The 17,839-nt window shown below is 63.8% G+C and carries 11 protein-coding genes and 4 pseudogenes; 8 read left to right on the top strand and 7 right to left on the bottom strand.

The features are described from left to right. Nucleotides 1-3: 3 nt before the first annotated feature. The gene (locus A2G06_00510) at nt 4-1,761 is read left to right on the top strand and encodes a histidine kinase (GenBank protein ID ANA39124.1); all 1,758 of its coding nucleotides are present in this window, start codon (nt 4-6) and stop codon (nt 1,759-1,761) included. 89 nt (nt 1,762-1,850) lie between these two features. Next, a pseudogene (locus A2G06_00505) lies at nt 1,851-2,347 on the top strand (hypothetical protein). Between the two features lie 79 nt (nt 2,348-2,426). On the opposite strand, the gene A2G06_00500 reads toward A2G06_00505, so the two are convergent. From A2G06_00500 to A2G06_00490, 3 genes and pseudogenes are all read right to left on the bottom strand, one after another. Then, the gene (locus A2G06_00500) at nt 2,427-2,753 is read right to left on the bottom strand and encodes a hypothetical protein (protein ANA39123.1); all 327 of its coding nucleotides are present in this window, start codon (nt 2,751-2,753) and stop codon (nt 2,427-2,429) included. A 67-nt stretch (nt 2,754-2,820) separates the two neighbouring features. Continuing rightward, nucleotides 2,821-3,710 (bottom strand): annotated as a pseudogene (locus A2G06_00495) (pseudouridine synthase). A 10-nt stretch (nt 3,711-3,720) separates the two neighbouring features. After that, nucleotides 3,721-4,227: pseudogene (locus A2G06_00490) on the bottom strand (DNA mismatch repair protein MutT). Between the two features lie 178 nt (nt 4,228-4,405). Here A2G06_00490 and A2G06_00485 point away from each other — a divergent pair. Together A2G06_00485 and A2G06_00480 are read left to right on the top strand one after the other, a co-directional pair. After that, nucleotides 4,406-6,007 (top strand): diguanylate cyclase, encoded by a 1,602-nt coding sequence (locus tag A2G06_00485; GenBank protein ID ANA39122.1) that lies wholly within the window; start codon nt 4,406-4,408, stop codon nt 6,005-6,007. Between the two features lie 60 nt (nt 6,008-6,067). After that, nucleotides 6,068-8,455: a histidine kinase gene (locus tag A2G06_00480; protein ANA39121.1), complete on the top strand. Its 2,388-nt coding sequence runs from the start codon at nt 6,068-6,070 to the stop codon at nt 8,453-8,455. Between the two features lies 1 nt (nt 8,456). Here the strand turns inward: A2G06_00480 and A2G06_00475 are convergent, their stop codons facing one another. Beyond that, the gene (locus A2G06_00475) at nt 8,457-8,882 is read right to left on the bottom strand and encodes a hypothetical protein (protein ID ANA41551.1); all 426 of its coding nucleotides are present in this window, start codon (nt 8,880-8,882) and stop codon (nt 8,457-8,459) included. 183 nt (nt 8,883-9,065) lie between these two features. On the opposite strand from A2G06_00475, the pseudogene A2G06_00470 reads away from it, so the two are divergent. Then, nucleotides 9,066-10,126 (top strand): annotated as a pseudogene (locus A2G06_00470) (hypothetical protein). Beyond that, nucleotides 10,123-11,442 carry a peptidase M16 gene (locus tag A2G06_00465; protein ID ANA39120.1) on the top strand — a complete coding sequence of 440 codons (1,320 nt, stop codon included), beginning with the start codon at nt 10,123-10,125 and terminating at the stop codon, nt 11,440-11,442. Before A2G06_00470 ends, A2G06_00465 begins: the two are co-directional and overlap by 4 nt. On the opposite strand, the gene A2G06_00460 is transcribed toward A2G06_00465, so the two are convergent. Both A2G06_00460 and A2G06_00455 read right to left on the bottom strand, forming a co-directional pair. Beyond that, nucleotides 11,414-12,895, bottom strand: a complete 1,482-nt coding sequence (locus A2G06_00460; GenBank protein ID ANA39119.1) for a transglutaminase — start codon at nt 12,893-12,895, stop codon at nt 11,414-11,416. The genes A2G06_00465 and A2G06_00460 overlap by 29 nt on opposite strands. A 77-nt stretch (nt 12,896-12,972) precedes the next feature. Beyond that, the gene (locus A2G06_00455; GenBank protein ID ANA39118.1) at nt 12,973-13,185 is read right to left on the bottom strand and encodes a hypothetical protein; all 213 of its coding nucleotides are present in this window, start codon (nt 13,183-13,185) and stop codon (nt 12,973-12,975) included. Nucleotides 13,186-13,573: 388 nt separating this feature from the next. Between A2G06_00455 and A2G06_00450 the strand changes: the two genes are divergently transcribed. After that, nucleotides 13,574-15,865 (top strand): sigma-54-dependent Fis family transcriptional regulator, encoded by a 2,292-nt coding sequence (locus tag A2G06_00450; protein ID ANA39117.1) that lies wholly within the window; start codon nt 13,574-13,576, stop codon nt 15,863-15,865. A gap of 204 nt (nt 15,866-16,069) precedes the next feature. Further along, a complete protein-coding gene (locus A2G06_00445) occupies nt 16,070-16,258 on the top strand; it encodes a hydrogenase expression protein HypE (protein ID ANA39116.1) in 189 nt (62 codons plus the stop codon). Nucleotides 16,259-16,372: 114 nt separating this feature from the next. On the opposite strand, the gene cysS is transcribed toward A2G06_00445, so the two are convergent. Beyond that, nucleotides 16,373-17,818, bottom strand: coding sequence for a cysteine--tRNA ligase (gene cysS / locus A2G06_00440; protein ANA39115.1), 1,446 nt, complete (start codon nt 17,816-17,818; stop codon nt 16,373-16,375). Between the last annotated feature and the right edge of the window lie 21 nt (nt 17,819-17,839).

The following is a 17,839-nucleotide window of genomic DNA, read 5'->3' as shown; positions in this document are numbered from 1 at the left end:
ACTGTGACGCGCCGGCGCACGATTGTCAGTTCGCGGGAGCTCGACCTCCTGCGCCGCCTGCTCATGGAGCGGACCGAGGAGCTGGAGCGCGTCAACGAGCGCCTCTTCCTCGCCGACCAGGTAAAGACCGACTTTCTGTCCCACATGTCGCGGGAATTCCAGCGGCCCCTCAACCATATCGTGGATTTCGCCCAGTGCCTGCGGGAAGAGGCCATGGGGCCGGTCACCCGCGAGCAGCGCATCTGCCTCGACACGATCATCGCCCGGGGCAAGAGGCTTCAGCGCCTGCTGGAAAGGGTCCTCTCCCTCTGCAACGACGAGCTGGGGATGGCCCTGTTCCTGCCCCGGAAGTTCCCGGTGCGCGAAGTGCTGGACCACGTCATGGACAGCCTGGGGGCTGCGGCCGGGAAGCGGGGGGTGGAGCTCCATGCCGGCTGCGGCGATGACGGATGCACCATCACCGCCGACAAGGGGAAATTCACCTTCATCATCGAAGAGCTGGCAACCAACGCCCTCAAGTTCTCGGACCAGGGGGGACGGGTGGACGTTGCCATCGACGCCGTAAAACGGCGCGGGAGGGGCGAAGAGCTGCGGATCAGGGTTTCGGACCAGGGAAGGGGTATCGGCAGCAAAGAGCTGGAGCAGATCTTCCGGAGCTTCGAGATGGGAAAACGGGGCCGGGCGGAACCGGGCAGCCTCGGCATCGGGCTCACCCTGGTCAAACGGTTCGTAGAGCTGCATGGCGGCACCATAACCGTGGAGAGCAGTCCCGGCATCGGGAGCACCTTCACGGTCGTGCTCCCCCGGCAAGGCCCCGCTGAGCGGGTCGGCCCACCGCCCCGGGTGATCCTGGCCGACCAGGACCCTGAACGGCTCCGGGAGCTGGCCGATGCACTGCGGCAGGAGCGGTGCGACATCATCACCGCCGTGGACGGGCGGGACGCCCTCGACAAGGGGATGGCCCAGTCACCTGCACTCTGCATCCTCGCCCTCGACCTGCCGGGAATCGACGGGATCGACGTCTGCTCCCGCCTCAAGGCCCATGAACAGAGCTCCCAGATTCCGGTGATCATCACCGCGCCCCACCGGGATGCATCGGTGCGGGCCCGGTGCGCCCAGGCCGGGGCCGACGGATTCTTCGCCCTTCCCGCCGAAGTGGGCGACCTTCTGATGGCGGCACGGGGGCTCATTGCCCGGAAACTCAGCTACGATTTCCTGAAGCGCAACTATGAAATTGCCGCCAGCGAGGCCTTCACCGACCCTCTCACGGGGCTCTTCAACCTCCGGCAGTTCTGGCTCAGCCTCGACCACGAGCTGAAGCGCGCCCGCCGCTACCGCCGCAACTGCTCGCTGGCCATGATCGACATCGACTGGTTCAAGCACTACAACGACTGCCATGGCCACCTCCGGGGCGACGAGGTCCTCAGGGAGGCTGCCGCCGTGTTCCGCGGCTGCATCCGGACCTCTGACATCGCGGCCCGCTACGGGGGGGAAGAGTTCGTCGTCATCATGCCCGAAACCACCAGGGAACTGGCCCTGCTGGCCGGCGAGAAGCTGCGCCGGGCCGTGGAAGAGCACCCCTTCCCGCTCCGGGAGACCCAGCCCGGCGGCGCTCTCACAATCAGTATCGGCATCGCCACCTTCCCCGACGACGCCGAGGAGGGGCGGGAACTGGTCGAGGCCGCCGACCGGGCCCTCTACCGGGCCAAGGAAGGGGGCCGAAACCGGGTGGTTGCCGCAGTTGCGGACGGAGCCGATTGAGACCGGGGGACCGGGTGATATACTGAACGTCAAGGAGAACGAGGAACTACCGGACTCCCGCATCCTCTCAGGGAAAGGAGATGGAGCACATGTCACGGGTTACTCACAAATCAGTGGTCGAGGAGCAGGGACAGCGGACCGCGCGCAGCACCGACGCTACCTGCCGAAGGTGGGACATGAAGCTGCCCTGTGCAAGAAATGCGGCGCGCTCTACCGCAACAAGCGCTGGACCGTTGCAGGGGAGGAGGCGGGAGCCGGCAACCTTGCCAAGGTGGTCTGCCCCGCCTGTCAGCGGATGGCCGATAACAACCCCGGCGGCATCGTCACCTTTGCCGGCGACTACCTCTTGGCGCACGAGGACGCCATCCTGAATTCCATCAAAAACATCGAGGCCAAGTCCCGGGCAAAGAACCCCCTGGGCCGCATCATGGAGATCAGCCAGGACAAAAACGTCCTCACAATCGCCACCACCGAGGACAAACTGGCCCAAAAGCTGGGCCGCGAGATCTTCAAGGCCCACCGGGGAGAGCTCCACTACCGGTGGAGCCACGGGGAGAGTTTTGTCCGGGTAAGCTGGTTCCGTTAAGCGACAACGGGGGGATGACATGCCGTCATCCCCCCGCCGGGTTTCCTTGTTCGTTCAATCAGTCAGAACGGCCTGCCGTTCAGCGGTCGGCCGGGGCGTCATTCTTCTGGCCGGACGCGGCAGGGCAGTCCTTCGGTCCCATGCCTTGCTTGGCGCAGCCACGCTTCGTGCCGCGGCCTTTGCCACCTTTTTTGCAGCAGGAGCCATCCGCCGGGGCGTCGCAATCGCAGCAGCAACAGCAGCACCCCTGCCCATCCCGAGCCCCTTTCATGCAGCAGCCGCGGCCCGCCTTGTTCTGTGCCGCCCCAGCCGTATCGGTCAAGACCTTCTCCACTGCCCCGAGTGGGACTGCGCCAACGCTGATAACCATAACAGCAGCAATCGTGACAAAAATGTTTCGTAGCATGAACCCCTCCGTTACGTGATTTCGTTCTCTTTATCCCTGGATGTAAAGGAAAAATCAAGGCAATACATCATGCCCCGCCGGACTGGATTCCATGCCGTTCGCAAGCGGCAGTGAACTCCCGGTCAGGGGGTGCCGTGGCGCTCACCGGCCGGCCGTCTTCAGCCCGGAAGGCCATGGTCCGGCAGTGGAGCATCATCCGCGGCGCGGCGATGCCGCCGTAAGTCGTATCCCCTATGATCGGAAGCCCCCCATGGGCCAGATGGACGCGGATCTGGTGGGTGCGGCCGGTGCGGGGGCGGGCCTCCACCAGTGTCGCGCCGTTCCCCCGGGCCACGACCCGGAACTCGGTCAGGGCGGCCTTGCCGACCGGCGCCACCCCGTAGCGGGATGTGCCCACCTTGGCCACGGGCGCGTCGACCTGCCAGGAATCGGCCGGCGGCATGCCCGTCACCAGCGCCCAGTAGACCTTTTCCACCCTCCCTTCTTTCAGTTCCCGCGAGATATGGGCCGCCGACCGGCGGGAGGCGGGAAAGATCATCACCCCGGAGGTTCCCCGGTCGAGGCGGTGGATCACCCGTGCAGGCTCGGCGCTGCCGCGGGCCCGGAAGTGGAGGGTCACGGCATACTCAACGGTCCCCTTGAGCTGGTAGGGAGTCCGCTGGCAGTTGAGCCGGAGGCCTTGTTCACGGCCAGATAGCCGGCGTCTTCGAACAGGATATCTTCGGGCGCCAGGGCAATCTCCCGGTAACGCTCCGGCTCCATTACTCCGAGGACGATTTCGTCACCGGCCTGAAGACGGCGGGACGCCACCCGCGCCATGGTCCCCCCCACAGCGCATCCTCCCCAGTCGATGATGGTGCGGATCCGGGTTTTGGAGAGCTGGGGAAAGAGCCGCGCCGCCCCCTCGTCGAGCCGCACGCCGGCCTGGTCGGCCCCCACCCGCGCCGTCAGGATCATGACTGCCGCACCGAGCCCGCAGAAGGGCCGCAATGGTCTTGCCGTCCCGGATTCCGCCCTCGGCGGCCAGGGCCAGGGCCTCGGCCAGGGGAAGGCGCACGGTTTCGATTTCCTCGTACTGCTCGGGGGTCGCCTCACCCTGGGTAAGACCGACGGCGAGGAACAGGTGGATCCGTTCGTCGAAGACTCCCGGCGAGGTCAGGATCGTGCCGAGGGATTCGAGCCGTTCAGCCGTAAGCCCCGTCTCTTCGGTCAGCTCACGCCGGCCGCAGGCGGAAGGCTCCTCCCCCGGATCGAGCCGGCCCGCCGGGATCTCCAGCAGCACGTCGTCCACGGCCGGCCGGAGCTGACGGATCAGGGTGACCGTTCCGTCCCCGTGGAGCGGCAGGACTCCCACCCCGCCCGGATGCCGCACCACCTGAAAGGTGTGCCACCCTTTGGTGCCGATCCGGACTTCCATCTGCTCCACATTCACCACGAGACCGTTGAAAAGAATCATCCTGTTGCGGGTATCCATGCACTCCATCCTCCGCGAAATGGGAGGAGAGTACCACCTTCACCGGCAGGGGAAAAGCGGTTTTATTGCCGGACAGCACAAGCTAGTGTCACTTCGGATGCAAAAAAGCTCAAGCAATGAAACTATGGTGACGAAATGGTATACTACCGGGTACCATCCTTTTCCTACGGCGGCGCCAATGAGACGAGCAAGCCTTAAAACCAAGACAGCCCTCTTCGTGCTTTTCGTCTTCTTTACCACGACACCCGCGGCGATCTACCTGACGCTCGAGTTCTTCGGCAAGTCGCTGCGGGATGTGGTGAATACCCACCAGGCGACCCTGCTGTCCCGGGTCGGCGCAGAGATAGACGAAAAGCTCCAGGGCAGCCACGATGCCCTCATAAGTATCGCTCGCCTGGCCACCGCCGACGACGTGACGTCCCCCGGGAACGCCCGGCGCTTTCTCCAGCGCTATCCCCTGCTGGCCGCGTTCTTCGATAACGGAGCGTTCGTGTTCACGCCCGACGGAATCCTGCTGGCCGAGACCAATCAGGGGCTGCAGCGCACCGGCCTCGACTTCTCCGCCCGCGAGTACATCCGGCAGACCAGGGTCTCGGAGCGCCCCTACATCTCGCGGCCCTTCGTGTCGAGCCAGCCCCACCACCATCCCACCGTCATGTTCACTGCCCCGGTCTTTACGCCGAACGGAACCCTCGTCGCCATACTCGGGGGGAGCATGGACCTGCTCAAAGGGAATTTCATCGGCTCCCTGGCCTCTACCCGCATCGGCAAGGAAGGTATCTTTTACCTGTTTGCCGATGACGGCGCCCTGATCATGCATCCCCAACGGGAAAGCATCCTGCAGCAGAGTGTCAAGCCGGAAATCCTGCACCTGGCATCCTCCCTGCCCAAGGGAGACGTCATCTCGGTCGAAACCGTTGCCAGCGACACTGCCATGCTGAGCACCCTGAAAAAGCTGCGCCAGACCACGTGGACCCTTGCGGCCGACCTGCCGGAGGACGAGGCCTATGCGCCGCTCCGCATGGCGGAGCGTTCGGCATGGATGGCTGTCATCCCCTGGGGACTCCTGAGCGCGGCCGCCATCTGGCTCCTCATGCGCCGCCTGACACTGCCGATCCTCGCGCTGGAGCGCCAGATCCGGGGAGCCGAGGACAGCGGCGCCCACCGCAACGTACTGATCCGTTCGGGTGATGAGATCGAACGGGTGGCCGAGGCATTCAACGGCCTCGTTAACCGGCTCATCGAAAAGGAAGACCGGCTCGTCCATCTCTCCAACCACGACTCCCTGACCGGCCTCTACAACCGGCTCTTTTTCGAGGCGGAGATGCAGCGGATCGACCGGGGGCGGCACTTCCCCGTGAGCATGGTGATGGTCGACGTGGACAATCTCAAGGCGGCGAACGACACCTTCGGCCACACTGCGGGCGACACCCTCATCGTCAAGGCGGCCCAGGCCCTGCGGGCGGCATTCCGGTCCGAAGACGTGGTGGCGCGGGTCGGTGGCGACGAATTTGCCGTCATCATGGAGGGCTCCGACCACGAAACGGCGCTGGAGGCACTGGAGCGGGTCCGGGAAACCGTAGCCCTGCTCAACTCCGATGGAGATTCTCCCGAGCTCAGCCTTTCCCTGGGCACGGCAACGGCCACGGCGCCACTCACCCTCGACCAAACCTGGCGCCTGGCGGACCAGCGCATGTACGCCGACAAGGCGCGCCGCAAGGCATCGAAGGTAATTGGAAGCAGTTCCGCTTCCCGGGATGCAGCCCCTCCGGCCTTCTGACCGCAGACGCCGCATCCTCTGGAACAGGGTACGGCTACGGCCTTACCCGGAGAACACAGGATGATTCTCACGGCAGCCAACCGCTTCCCCGGGTTGCGTTCACTCCGGGCATACCTCGAACGGTCGTGGGCGAGCCTGCGGCGCCCATCCGCGCCAGTCCTTGCGGTCCTGGCCCTCCTTCTCGCCCTTTCTCCCGCCCAGACGGCCCACGCATCCGCTCCCGGCTCCCTCCTCGGCAGGATCCTTGTGCTGCACTCGTACCATCCCGGCTTCACCTGGACCAGCGAAGAGACGGCCGGCATCATGGCAGCCTTCAGGAAGGCCGATCCGGATGCGGACCCGTTTGTGGAATACCTGGATGCCAAGCGTTACGGCGGACCGGCCTACGAACGGCTCCTTACGGACCTCTTCCGCCACAAGTATGCCGGCACCGACCTCCAGGTGGTCGTCGCCACCGACAATGCCGCCTTCGACTTTGCCGCCAACCACCGGGCCGAGATCTTTCCCCAAGCGGCCATCGTGTTCTGCGGCCTGAACGGATTTTCCGACAGCACCCTGGCCGGACGGACCAACATCACCGGCGTCGTGGAGGAAGCCGATCCACTCAGGACCATCACTCTCGCCCTCTCCCTCCATCCCGACCGCCGCCGGGTGGTTGTCATCAGCGATACGACCGAAACCGGCCGGGTCATCGCCGACGGCGTCCGGCAGGCCATGGGTCATTACCGCGCCCGGGCCAGCATCGAAATAATCCAGAATGTGACCATGACGGAGCTGGCCACGGCCGTTGAACGCCTGGGCAACGACAGCCTGATCGTCCTTGGCGCCTTCAACCGGGACCGTCAGGGACGGTCCTTCACCTATGAAGAGGTCCTGAGGTTCGTGCATGACCGGACCAACGTCCCCATTTACGGCCTCTGGACCTTCCAACTGGGCAAGGGCATCGTCGGCGGCAGCCTGCTGTCCGGCCGGCAGCAGGGAGAAGCCGCCGGACGGATGGCGTTGCGCATCCTCAGGGGCGAACGGCCCGAAACCATCGGGATAGATCGCGCGGTCCCGCCGGTCCTCCGCTTCGACTACCGCGAGCTGGAGCGCTTCGGCATCAACCGCGACAGCCTGCCGGCCGGGAGCGAAATCGTCAACGAGCCGAACCGCCCCCTGCATACCTACCGCCGCGAACTGGCCATTGCCGCGGCGGCCTTCCTGGTGCTGTGCGGCATCATTGCCCTGCTCGTCGCCATGCTGCGCCAGCGCACCCTGCTTGAGCGCAGGCTCCGCACCTCCGAGCAGGAGTACCGTCAGTTGGTGCAGAACGCCAACAGCATCATCCTGCGCTTCGATACGGGCGGGAACATAACCTACGCGAACGAGTTCGCCGAGGGCTTTTTCGGGTACCCGGCCACAGAGCTCGTGGGCAAAAACGTCGTGGGTACCATCACCCCGGAACGGGAATCGACGGGCAGGGATCTGGCGGTCATGGTCGGGGAAGTCTGTGGTAACCCGGACAGATACACCCACAACGTCAACGAGAACATCCTGCGCAACGGCGAACGGGTCTGGATCAGTTGGGCCAACAAGCCCCTGACGGACGAGCGGGGCAACCTGCGGGAGATCCTGAGCATCGGCAACGACATCACCCACCTGAAGGAGGTGCAGGAAGAAATCCTCAGGCTCAACGTCGCCCTGGAGGAGCGGGTCCGGGAGCGGACCGCCCAGTTGGAGAGCTCCAACCGGGAACTGGAGTCGTTCTGCTACTCGGTCTCCCACGATCTGCGGGCACCCCTGCGGCACATCAACAGCTACAGCCGGATTCTTCTGGAGGACTATCTGCACCTGTTGGACGAGCAGGGGCAGCATTTCCTGCAACGCCTTCAGGCGGCAAGCCACCGCATGGGGCAACTCATCGACGACCTGCTGGAGCTGTCGCGGGTGTCCCGGGCGGAGATGGAGTGCGAACGGGTTGATCTGACGGAGTTGGCCAGGGGTGTGATCGAGGATCTGCGCGAAGGGGATGACGGCCGGAACATCGATGTGCGGATCACGGAGGGAATGACCGCCTGGGGTGACCGCCGGCTGCTCCTGCTCGTGCTCCAAAATCTCATCGGCAATGCCTGGAAGTACAGCTCGAAACGGGAACGTGCGGTCATCGAGGTGGCTGTGGAGCGGCGCAACGGACGCGACGCGTTTCTGGTGCGCGACAACGGCGTAGGGTTCGACATGGCCTTCGCCGATAAGCTCTTCGGCGCCTTCCAGCGACTCCATTCACCGGTTGAGTTCGAGGGAACCGGCATCGGGCTCGCCACCGTGCAGCGGATCATCCACCGTCACGGGGGGGACATCTGGGCCGATGCGGAACCGGACCGGGGGGCGGCGTTCTTTTTCACGCTGCCTCCGGAACAGTGCCCTCCGGGCAGAGACGCGAGCCCGCCTCCGCCCGAGGGGACGTGAGTCAGAGACTGCAGCGCAACAGTTTCTTCCCGTCCCGAAACAGGATTTCGACCTTATTCGGCTTGATGACCGCCGTCACGATGCCGATGCCGAACGTCGGATGGTTCACCAGCGCATCGACCCGGAAGGAGGCGTCCATGGCATAGGAGGCCGCTGAGGCCGGATCGCGCCCCTCCATGGCGTGCTCCCATTCCGAAGGGCCCGCCGCGGCCGAAGCCCGGCGCGGCTTCTCCCCGGCCGGACGGCGCGTCGCCGTTTTCTTCTCTTCCTGGGGCGAGTGGTAGTTGTGCTGGCCGCCGCAGGTGTTGCACTGGACCCGCACTACCCGCGTCCCCACCATGGCCACGATGGTGTGATTGAACACCGCCCTGCACTTGGTACAGCGCGCCTCTATGATATCTCCCGCTGAAATCGGTCTGCCGCTCATCATTGGTACCCTCGTGGCCAATGGCCGTTAATCCGTCTGCCGACGCCTGCAAAGGGAGGGGTTATAGCACTTCGCCCGGACCGAGTCAAGGGCGTTCCCCCGAACGTGCCGGCGGAAGTATGGACCTGCCCGTTGAAAACATGCTATGGTTGAAACATATTCGCAACGAGGTCGGACAACGCAATGAATGTCGAACAAATGAAGGTGGTCCTGCGGGAGATCCTCGCCAGGACCGACCTGACGCCGTGCATCGTCGGCCACCGGGGGGTCGGCAAAACCGCCGGCATCGTACAGCTCTGCCGGGAGACCGGCCGCCGCTACCAGCCGTTCGCCTCGGCCAGATGGAGGTGGGGGATCTGGTGGGCATCCCCTATCGCGAAAAGGACGTCATGTACTGGTCGCGTCCCTGCTGGTGGCCAGACGACGGCGCCCCGGACACGCTCATCCACTGCGATGAGCTGAACCGTGCCCAGCAGGAGGACACCCTCCAGGCCATCTTCCAGTTCGTGGAGCCCCCTTCCGAGGGAAACCGCCGTGCGCTCCACACTCACACCCTCCACCCCCGGCACAAGGTGGTGGTGACCATCAACCCGCCTGACGGCACCTACCAGGTGGCGACCCTTGACCGGGCCCTCATCGACCGGATGGTGATGCTCTACGTGGAAACCGACTACCAGTGCTGGGCCCGCTACGCCGCGGCCAGGGACCTGGACCAGGGGGTGCGCCGGTTCCTGGCGGCCAACACCTCGCTCCTGGCCAGCCAGGGAAGCCCCCTGGAGATGGACGCCGAACCCACCGAGCGGGGCTGGGAAATGGTGAGTATCCTGCGCCGGCAGTGCCGTTTCCCCCGGGAACTGGAGATGGAGATCTACGCCGGCATCATCGGCAAGGAGGCTGCCATCGCCTTCCTGCGCTGGTGCGCCGACCATGCGGCCCGGCCCGTAACCGCCGCCGAAGTGCTCAATCACTGGGACAGCGTGGCGGAAAAGCTCAGGGCCCAGCGGGACGACCAGCAGGCGGTCACCATGAGCGACATCGTCACCACCCTCACGGGCAACGGGGCACTGGCGCCGGATCAGGAGGAAAACCTCGTCCGCTACATCGACATCCTTCCCCGCGACATGCGCTTCGGCCTCGTCAAGTCGTTGCTGCGCATCCCCCCCGTGGCCCTGGCCCTCTCCCGCGACAAGTACGACGGGGTCGTATTCGACGCCATCCGGGCCATCAGCGCCGAGGCCCGATGACAGCAGCCGCCCACCGGAAAACCCTCCCCAACGGCCTGCGCGTGGTGGCGGTGGAAATGCCCCACCTTCACAGCACCGAGATCGCGGTCTACGTACGCGTCGGCGGACGCGACGACAGCCGTGCCACGGCCGGTCTCGCCCATTTCCTGGAGCACATGCTCTTCCGGGGCACCGCCGAGCACCCCACCAACCTGGAGCTGGAGGCCGCCTTCGAGGCTATCGGCGGCTGCGTCAATGCCGCGACCGACGCCGAATCCACCAGCTACTATTCCCGCGTCCACCCCGATCATGTGGCCGAAGGGCTGCGCCTGTTGGCAGCCATGATCCTCACGCCGACCTTTCCGGGCATTGATATCGAAAAGCGGATCATCACCGAGGAAGCCCTGGAAGACATCAACGACCACGGTGACGACATCAACCCCGACAACCTCTCCAGCAGCATGCTCTGGCCCGGCCACCCCCTCGGCATGCCGACCATCGGCTACCTGGACACCATCTCGGCCATCACCGAGGCCGACCTGAGGGGGCACATGGCCCGCTACTACGTGCCCACCAACGCGGTGGTCGTAGCAGCCGGACGGGTCAAGGCCGACGATGTCTTCGGAGCCGTCGCCGATGCCTTCGGCACCTGGGCGGGACCGGCGGCACCCGGCCGGCTGCCGCCCCCGTCGGACCAGGACGAACCCCGCAACCTCTTCGTGAAGGACGCAGACAGCCAGGTGAATCTGCAGATAACCTTTCGCGGATTCTCCCGCCCCGACCCGCAGTTGGCGGCAACCCGTCTCCTGCGGCGCGTTCTGGCGGGAGGTGGCTGCTCGCGCCTCCACCTGAACCTGCGGGAGCGGCTCGGCATCGTCTACTCCGTTGACGCCCAGGTTGCCGCCTACGACGAGACCGGCTGCTTTTCCATCGAGCTGTCCACTGCACCGGAAAATCTGCTCACTGCCGTGGAGGAGGTCCTTGAGGAAACCCGGAAACTGGCTACGGAGCCGGTTGGCGCGGAGGAACTCCGCCGGGTTCGGCAGGGATATTTCTTTGACCTCGCCTATAGCGAAGACTCAACCTTCGAGATGCAGGCGCGCTACGGGTGGGGCGAGCTGATGGGAATGGTCAAGGGAATCGACGAGGAGCGGGCCGAGATGGGGGCCGTGGACGAGGCCACCCTCCAGGCGGTCGCATGGCGGCTCTTTGCCCCGGCCGCCCTCAACCTCGTGGCCGTCGGGCCGGTCACCGCTGCTGCAAAGCGGCGGGTGGAGCAGGTGCTGCGACGCTACGCCAAGGAATTTCCTACTTCATTTCAACCACCCGGGCCCTGATCCTGCCGACCACGGCGGCAATGACCGCCAGCCGGTCGGGGCTTTCCCCCTCCACCAACTTCACATGGGAGGCATCGGCAGGCACCTGGTCAAAGGTAGGGTCCACCTGTTGCCAGGCGCCATCCACAAGGACCTCGGCCCAACTGTGATAGAGCAGGCCCTTTCCGTCCAGGGCGACGAGTCCTGACACGAACCGCGCCGGAATGCCCGCAGCACGGGCCAGGGAGACGAAAAGGCGGGCATGCGACTGGCAGTTGCCCGTGCGTGAGGCAAGCGTGTCGAGGGGAGACGGGGCATCGGTGACACTGTCTTTCACGTAGCTGCTCACCCAGGTCACCAGCTTTGCCAGCCGGCCTCGGGCGGAGGCCTCATCCCCGATCACCCGCCGGGCCGTGGCCACGATCTCGGGATGATCCGCCGGCAGGAGATCGGTAGGGGCCAGCCAGGGAGCCAGGGCAGCAGCATCAACCGCAGGTGCGCTGTCTCCACCCGCCGTAGCGGACGGCACCACCGGCTCCACCGTGACCTGCACGCGTCCGTCGCCCAGACGCCGCACGCTCTGCCCTCCCCCATCGGGCAGCGACATCTCCCGGGGGATTCCCTCAAGATTGATCACGAGACTCTTGAGCGCCCGGACCCGCTCGAGGGGAGGATTCAGCCGCACGAGGCTGAAGTCGAGGATCATGTCACGCCGGGACAGGGTGGCTTCGGCCAGGAATCGCCGCCCTGCGTCGCCGTCCTCGGCCACGGTCTCCACCAGGCCGTCACGCACCGACTCGCGGAGGGTGTTCCCATCCCGGTCCACCCAGACTTCATTGTCGACCATGGGGTAGAGGTCGTTCACCATGTGGACGGCCTGTATCCCGCCTGCCGCAGTATCCGCCCCCTGCACGGTGATGGCGACGCTTTTCAGGGAAACACCTTCCACATCGAGCATGGTTACCTTGTAGCGCCTTCCCGCAACGGCCCCTTTCATGAGCGGATAGAGGTTCAGGGCCGGCGGCGGGTATACTGCCCCCTTGGTCTTGAGGAGCTTCTCCCTCCGGCTGCCTCCCCGTTCGAGCCATACCTTCACGCCCGACGGCGTCGTTTCGCCTTCCAGCCGCTGGGGAGTACCGTCGAGCACCTGCTCCACCCGGAAGGAGCGGAGGGCAAGGTCACGCCCCACCCGATAGACCTCGCGGGAAGCCGCCTCGCGCGAAAAGCCGAGGACAACCATCCTGACGCTCCCCTCCACCGTCATCTCGTAGCCGTCGTCCACCGCGGTTATCACCTGCCGGCCGAAGCCGGTCCGCTCACCGCCCATGAAGATGCCGAACCACCGCTCGCCCCCGGGCGGCTTCGCCAGGAGTGGCGCGGACAGCCGGGAATCCCCGGCCCGGGCAGTGGACTGGAGAAGGAACGTGACAAGAAAAACGACTATGATCCTGACAAGGGTACGGGGCATATGCATGGCGTGCTGGGCTCGAAACGGCGCTGAAAACGGCGCGATGTCCGACTTGCGTCGGACGGCCGCGCCATGGCGGACATCTATTCCGTGAAAATCGGCTCCTTTGCCGTTTCAGGGCGCTTCTCGCTCTGGGGTACGGAGCAGCGGTTCTCTGGGGCGGGGCTGTCCGGCTCGCCCCTGTCCAGTTCCTGCCGCACAAGCACGGCGGCACGATCAAGCAGGCTCTTTCTGCCGCTGTCCGACAGGCGCCTGAATTCGATGATGAGTTTATGCTCGTCCATGCTCAGGTCCATGGTCGATTCTCCTTTGGGGATGAGAATCCCCTCTGCGGGGGTTGTGGAGGTTATACCACAATCGCAGGGGCGCGCGCAATCGGGCCGGGCCGATCGACAACGACATGCGGGCCACGAGAGCGTTCACATGAAAAACTCTTTAAATACAACAAATTATCTTGTCCTATTTACTTGCGGAGCCAGAATGATCGCGTTATAGTTTAGATAGAAAAAGAGTTGCGAGGGTCGAGAGATCCTCATTATGCCCTAGCCGACTTTCCCTCCTAGTCGCTAGGGTGTTTTTTTGCCACCAGCCCACTGCGCCACACTTGGCACAGTGTATACTTTGTGTGTCACTTATTGCACACCGCCTTTCCATGGTGTATGGTGCATGTGTACAGGAGGTGCCATGGAGCCGATCATTACCGACAAGGAAAAGTGCCGCAAGTGCTACTGCTGCGTCAGGAGCTGCCCGGTCAAGGCGATCAAGGTTGAAAAGCGCTACACCGAGATCATCTTCGACCGCTGCATCGGTTGCGGCAACTGCCTGAGCAACTGCCCCCAACGCGCAAAGATGGTGGCCGACAAGGTGGGCGTCACCGAGAGCCTCCTCACCTCGGAAGACGAGGTGATAGCCGTGCTCGGCTCATCATTTCCGGCCTTTTTTCACAACGTTGCACCTGGCAAACTGGTGGCCGGCCTCAAGCGGATCGGCTTCCGCCAAGTCCACGAAGGGGCCTACGGCGCTGAACTGATTGCCGGGGACTATGCCCGCATCACCGGCGACAACGACCGGACCCACATTTCGTCCCACTGCCCGGCCATCGTCGACCTGATCGAACGACACTACCCGAAACTGCTCAGGAACCTGGTGCCCGTCGTTTCGCCCATGATTGCCATGGGGCGCTATCTCAAGGGAGTTCTTGGCCCCAAGGCCAAGGTGGTCTATATCAGTTCCTGCATTGCCGCAAAGTTTGAAACCCAGATGACGGAAACGCGGGGAGCCATAGACATTGTGCTCACCTATCGCGAGCTGGAGGGCATTTTCCGCAGCCGGCAGATTTCCCTCCCGACCCTTGAGGCGCTTCCCTTTGACGGGCTCACACCTACGGTGGGCAGGCTTTTCCCCATCAACGGGGGGACGTTCCGGTCGTTCTCCATGCCGTCGAACCCCCTGGACACCGAGGTAGTTTCCGCCTGTGGCGAGGTGAACGTCATGGGCATCATCAAGGACATGGCTGCCGGCAGGATCGCCCCCCGCTTTGCCGACCTGCGCTTCTGCTATGACGGGTGCATCGGCGGCCCCGGCCGCAACAGCGATCTGACCGAGTTCTACCGCCGCAACCTGATCATCAACCACTACAAGCAGGATATCCCCCACGAGACAGCCCCCCACCACCTCTCCCCCCGCGAGCAGGCCGGCCTGACCCGCACGTTTGCCAGCAAGCACGCGCGCCTGGAGTCGCCGAAGGGGAACGACGTCCGCAAGATTCTCCAGGCCACCAGCAAGTATTCGGTCAAGGACGAACTCAATTGCCGCGCCTGCGGCTACCGCACCTGCCGCGAGTACGCCGCGGCGGTCTACCAGGGTCTGGCCGAGATCGAGATGTGCCTTCCCTACAACCTCCAGCAACTGGAAGAAGACCGGGGGCGCCTGATCCAGAAGTACGAGCTCGCCCGCCGGGAGCTCGACCGCGAGTACACCGACGAATTCATCGTCGGCAACGACCGCAAGACCCTGGAAGTCCTCGACCTCATCAAGCAGGTGGGGCCGACGCCGACAACGGTTCTGATCCGGGGCGAGTCGGGGACCGGCAAGGAACTCACCGCCCGGGCCATTCATCGTTTCAGCAAGCGCAACGACAAGCCGTTGGTGACCCTGAACTGCACCACCATCACCGACTCCCTTCTGGAGAGCGAGCTCTTCGGACACAAACGGGGGGCCTTCACCGGCGCCATCGCCGAGAAAAAGGGGCTGTTCGAGGCAGCCGACGGCGGCACCATCTTCCTGGACGAAATCGGCGATATTACGCCGAAGCTACAGGCGGAGCTGCTGCGGGTCCTCGATACGGGCGAGGTCCGCCCCGTGGGGGGCACGGCCGCACGCAAGGTGGACGTACGCCTCATCGCCGCAACCAATCGCAACCTCGAAGAAGGAGTGCGCGAGGGCTGGTTCCGCGAGGATCTGTATTATCGCCTCAACGTCTTTACCATCACCATGCCGCCCCTGCGCAACCGGGTGGAGTCGATTCCGATCCTGGCGCACCACTTCATGGAAAAGGCCAGCACCAAACTGAACAAGCGGCTCTCCGCCATCGAAGAGCGGGCCGTGATCGCCCTCACCACGTACCCCTGGCCCGGCAACATCCGCGAGATGCAGAACGTCATCGAGCGGGCCGCGGTCCTTGCCCACGACGATGTCATCCACTTGGAGAACCTCCCTCTGGCCCTTTCGGAAAACCTGGAAGGAAGCCCGACCGCCGACCTGGACATGCGGTCCTCCTTCCGGGCCGAGCGCGAAAGACATGTGGTCAAACTCGAGAAGAAGCTGATCCAACGCTACCTGGCCGAAGCCAACGGCAACGTGAGCCGCGCGGCGCGGCTCGCCAACATCCCCCGTCGCACTTTTTACCGACTGCTCGACAAGTATCGCCTCAAGGAAAAGGACGTGCGGGATATGCCACGGGAAGACAGACCATAGTGTGCATTTTTGGCCAAACCTGTGCCATCCATGACACAGACATGTATACAGAGATTTTTATTAGATTATTTTTATATTCAACTTAACAACGATTTCAACGTGTTACAACTCTCCTCTTTAACCTCCAAACTTGGCATGCATATGGCATATTACACCCTAAATTCGATATCAACGATGCCAATCAATGGACGGAGGATACCAGACATGGGAAAAATGAGAGAAAATCCGCGGTACAACGTTATCTCCATGAGGATCAGCGACGAAGAGCGTGATCGTCTGCAGGCGATCATGGAAGCCACCCACAAGAGCGTATCGGACATCATGAGGGAAGCCATGGAGCTCTTCTCTGTCCAGCTCGAGCAATCTCAATCTACAGACCAGAAGGCCGCCTGATCTTCACAAAAAAACGGGGCATCCCTGGCATGGGATGCCCCGCACATCGTCGTCAGATGAAGCGAACCGGGCGGAACTGATCCGCAGTGGCTCGTTTTTTTCGTTTCAGAGCGCCTATTTCACCTTCCAGGTTGTTCCCTGGGCCGAGTCCAGAAGCAGAATCCCCTGGTCCGCCAGGGTATCGCGAATCTCGTCGGCACGGCGGAAATCCCGGGCCTTGCGGGCCGCGTTCCGCTCATCGATCAGACGCTCGATCTCGGCGGCCTCGATGGGCAGAGCCGCTGCCTTGCGACTTTTGAGCCGCTCCACGAATGCGCCCGGCTCCGACGAGAACAGGCCAAGCACCGCCCCCACCCGATCGATTGCCTCCCGCGCGCCGGCCAGTGCGACCCGGCCGCTCTCACCCTCTGCAAGCACCCGGTTGACCGTCCGCACCAGATCAAAGACATAGCCCAACGCCTGGGCCGTATTGAAATCGTCGTCCATTGCCTCACGGAAGCGGGCCGGAAGCCCGGCCGTCTTTTCGGCCAGTTCCTCGTCGATCCGGCCCGTGCCCGTGCCGCCCGCGGCCACGGCCTCGTCGATGCCGGCCAGGGCATTGTAGATCCGCTCCAGCCCCGCCGCGGCCTCCTTCAGGTTCTGATCCGAAAAATCAATGGGGGAACGGTAGTGGGCCGACAGGAGGAAGAACCGGAGCACCTCGGGGTCATAGCTCTCCAGCACCTCCTTGATGGTGAAGAAATTGCCGAGGGACTTGCTCATCTTCTCGGCATTGATGTTCACGAAGCCGTTATGGATCCAGTAGCGGGCAAAGGGCTTGCCATTGGCCGCCTCGGACTGGGCAATCTCGTTTTCGTGGTGGGGAAATACCAGATCCTTGCCGCCGCCGTGAATATCGAAGGTTTCGCCCAGATATTTCATGCTCATGGCGGAGCACTCGATGTGCCAGCCGGGACGCCCCTGGCCCCAGGGGGAATCCCAGCAGGGCTCGCCCGGCTTTGACCCTTTCCAGAGGGCAAAGTCCATGGGATGGCGTTTTTTCTCTCCCACCTCGATGCGTGCGCCGGCCTGCATTTCCTCAAGGTTGCGCTTGGAGAGCTTCAGGTACTGGTCAAAGGCCTCAACGCTGAAGTAGACGTCTCCGTCGGCGGCATAGGCAAAACCCTTTGCCACCAAACGCTCGATGACCTGGATCATCTCGGCGATGTGCTCGGTGGCCTTGGGCTGATAGGTCGGCAGATCGAGCCCCAGAGCCGCCATATCCCGGTCGAACTCGGCAATGAAACGCTCGGAGATGACGTTGAACGGCACCCCCTCCTTGTTGGCCCGATTGATGATCTTGTCGTCCACGTCGGTATAGTTGCGGACATAGGTCACCTCGTAGCCTGCGTGGCGGAGGTAGCGGTAGATCATGTCGAAGACCACGTTGGCCCGGGCGTGACCGATGTGGCAGTGGTCATAGACCGTGACGCCGCAGACGTACATCTTCACCCGGCCCGGCTCAAGCGTGACGAAATCTTCCTTTGTGCCCGAAAGCGTGTTGTAGACGCGCAATGCCATGGAAAGCCCTTTCAGATTCTT

The sequence above is a fragment of the Geobacter anodireducens genome, assembly GCA_001628815.1.
Classification (GTDB): Bacteria; Desulfobacterota; Desulfuromonadia; order Geobacterales; family Geobacteraceae; genus Geobacter; species Geobacter anodireducens.
This window is presented reverse-complemented; position numbering and strand designations above follow the sequence as displayed.